Source organism: Pseudomonas sp. Sample_24, from assembly GCF_004307605.1.
Taxonomy (GTDB): domain Bacteria; phylum Pseudomonadota; class Gammaproteobacteria; order Pseudomonadales; family Pseudomonadaceae; genus Aquipseudomonas.
Genome location: NZ_RCNW01000199.1, coordinates 1 through 2,789, shown reverse-complemented (window position 1 = coordinate 2,789; position 2,789 = coordinate 1). Strand labels below are relative to the sequence as shown.

Genomic DNA, 2,789 nt, shown 5'->3' with positions numbered 1-2,789 from the left:
CCAGCGGCGAAGAGGCGCTGGCATAGAGTTTTTTCGGCATGCGGCCGGCGAGGTAGGCCAGGCGGCCCGCGACGATCGCGTGTTTCATGGCTTCGGCCATCATGACCGGCTGCCCCGCGTGGGCGATCGCCGAATTCATCAGCACCGCGTCACAGCCCAGTTCCATGGCGATGGCGGCGTCGGAAGCGGTACCGACACCGGCATCCACCAACACCGGAATTTTCGCTTCCTCGAGGATGATCTGCAGGTTGTACGGGTTGCAGATCCCCAGCCCCGAACCGATCAGACCAGCCAGCGGCATGACGGCGATGCAGCCGATTTCCGCCAATTGACGGGCGATAATCGGGTCATCACTGGTGTAGACCATCACGTCGAAACCTTCCTTGACCAGTGTTTCTGCGGCCTTGAGGGTTTCGATCACGTTGGGAAACAGGGTTTTCTGGTCGGCCAGCACTTCCAGCTTTACCAGGTTGTGACCATCGAGCAGCTCACGGGCCAGGCGGCAAGTGCGCACGGCCTCGATCGCGTCGTAGCAACCGGCGGTGTTCGGCAGGAAGGTGTAGCGATCCGGCGACAGCACTTCAAGCAGGTTCGGTTCGCCCTCGATCTGCCCGAGGTTAGTGCGACGCACGGCGAAGGTGACGATCTCGGCACCCGAGGCTTCGATGGCCTGGCGGGTTTCTTCCATGTCACGGTACTTGCCGGTACCGACCAGCAAACGCGACTGGTAAGTACGACCGGCCAGGACGAAAGGCTTGTCGCTACGAACGATGCTCATGGGAAATCCTCTGTAGGAGTGAGGTACTTGCTGAATGCTGCGGCCTTTCGGCCGAGGCGACTAGCCGCCGCCGATGGCGTGCACGACTTCGACGTTGTCGCCGTCGTTCAGGGTGGTATCTGCATGCTGACTGCGCGGGACGATATCCAGATTGAGTTCGACCGCCACCCGGCGTCCGGTCAAGTCCAGGCGGGTCAGCAGGGCCGCAACGGTTTCACCGTCGGGCAGTTCAAAGGATTCGCCGTTCAACTGAATGCGCATGCCGGATGCCGCCATCATTTTTAGGGGCTGGCATTCTAGCCCGATCAGTCAGGCCGACCCAAGCCATTCGTCAGTCACACACCTTGCAGGAGCGAGCCTGCTCGCGATGGATGCCAGAACAACGCGTGTAATCAGCAAGCACGCGTTATCGTTCACGTCCATCGCGGGCAAGCCTCGCTCCTACAGAGGTCAGCTCAACCGCCAGGCGGCGAGGCCCAGGCAAAACCAGCCCACCAGAAACGCCAGCCCGCCGAATGGCGTGATGATGCCAAGCTTGCTGACTCCGGTCAGCGTCAGCACATACAGGCTGCCGGAAAACAGCAGGATGCCGATGGCAAACGATGCACCAGCCCACGTCACAAGGCGCCCGGGGATTTGCGTGGCCAGCAACGCGACACCCAGCAACGCCAGAGTGTGCACCAGTTGATAGGTGACGCCGGTATGAAAAATCGCCAGGTACTCGGCGCTCAGACGGTTTTTCAGGCCATGGGCCGCAAACGCCCCAAGGCCGACACCGGTGAAGCCGAAAAAAGCGGCCAGCATCAGAAAGCCACGCAGCATGAAGAACTCCAGTCAGACTCAATCTACAGGGTCTGTATAATGGCCCGCTCCACGGGTTCGGCCAAGCCATCTCTATGCTGCGTATCTATTTCCGTCGTTTCACCAAGGCCGTGCTCTGGTTCATGGGCGGCAGCGTCCTGTTGGTGCTGATCTTTCGCGTGGTGCCGCCACCGGGGACGGCGCTGATGGTCGAGCGCAAGATCGAATCCTGGATCGAAGGCGAGCCCATCGACCTGCAACGCTCGTGGAAGCCGTGGGATGAAATTTCCGATGACCTGAAAGTCGCAGTGATTGCCGGCGAAGATCAGAAATTCCCCGAACACTGGGGCTTTGACGTGAATGCGATCAAGGCGGCACTGGCCCATAACGAACTCGGCGGCTCGATCCGCGGCGCCAGCACCCTGAGCCAGCAAGTCTCGAAAAACCTGTTCCTGTGGTCCGGTCGCAGCTGGCTGCGCAAAGGCCTGGAAGCCTGGTTCACCGGGCTGATCGAAGTGTTCTGGCCCAAACAGCGGATTCTCGAGGTGTACCTCAACAGTGTCGAGTGGGATGACGGCGTGTTCGGTGCCGAGGCTGCGGCCAGGCACCATTTTGGCGTCAGCGCCAAAGGCCTCAGCCGCCAGCAATCGAGCTTGCTGGCGGCGGTCCTGCCCAATCCGCGGGTGTGGAGTGCCAGTCATCCGACGGGATACGTGGCGCGGCGCGCAGGCTGGATTCGGCGGCAGATGAGTCAGTTGGGTGGTGAGAGTTATCTGGTTGGCCTCAACGATTCGCGCCGGGCGCCTTGGGCTCAATAGCCAATAATGGGCACACACAAAAACGCCCCGATCAATGATCGGGGCGTTTTTTATTACTGGTGCCCGGGTTACGCGGCGATCGACACCTTGAGCTTGTTCATCGCGCTCTTCTCAAGCTGACGAATACGCTCGGCCGATACGTTGTACTTCTGCGCCAGGTCGTGCAGCGTGGCTTTTTCTTCCGCCAGCCAGCGCTGGTAGAGGATGTCACGGCTGCGGTCGTCCAACACTTCCAGCGCTTCGTGCAGGTTGTGGTTGGAGTTGTCGCTCCAGTCGGCGTCTTCCAGCTGACGCGCCGGGTCGTACCGGTGGTCTTCCAGATAATTGGCCGGCGACTGGAACGCACTGTCGTCGTCGGCTTCGGCAGCCGGGTCGAAGGCCATGTCGTGGCC

General features: G+C 60.9%; 5 protein-coding genes. 1 reads left to right on the top strand and 4 read right to left on the bottom strand.

What is annotated here, in order from left to right; all coding sequences use genetic code 11:
- The 3 genes from D8V06_RS10055 to D8V06_RS10045 all read right to left on the bottom strand — a co-directional run.
- The coding region (locus D8V06_RS10055) for a thiazole synthase (RefSeq protein ID WP_130930900.1) at window positions 1-778 on the bottom strand (778 nt) is incomplete at its 3' end.
- 60 nt (window positions 779-838) lie between these two features.
- Window positions 839-1,039, bottom strand: a complete 201-nt coding sequence (gene thiS / locus D8V06_RS10050) for a sulfur carrier protein ThiS (protein WP_007953386.1) — start codon at window positions 1,037-1,039, stop codon at window positions 839-841.
- Between the two features lie 189 nt (window positions 1,040-1,228).
- Complete coding sequence (locus tag D8V06_RS10045) at window positions 1,229-1,600, bottom strand: DUF423 domain-containing protein (RefSeq protein ID WP_056853989.1); 372 nt, start codon at window positions 1,598-1,600, stop codon at window positions 1,229-1,231.
- Between the two features lie 74 nt (window positions 1,601-1,674).
- Here D8V06_RS10045 and mtgA point away from each other — a divergent pair, with 74 nt between their 5' ends.
- Window positions 1,675-2,397, top strand: coding sequence for a monofunctional biosynthetic peptidoglycan transglycosylase (gene mtgA / locus D8V06_RS10040; protein ID WP_130907665.1), 723 nt, complete (start codon window positions 1,675-1,677; stop codon window positions 2,395-2,397).
- Between the two features lie 68 nt (window positions 2,398-2,465).
- Here the strand turns inward: mtgA and D8V06_RS10035 are convergent.
- Window positions 2,466-2,789 (bottom strand): sigma-70 family RNA polymerase sigma factor (locus tag D8V06_RS10035; RefSeq protein WP_130930899.1); only part of this gene is annotated, 324 nt, incomplete at its 5' end.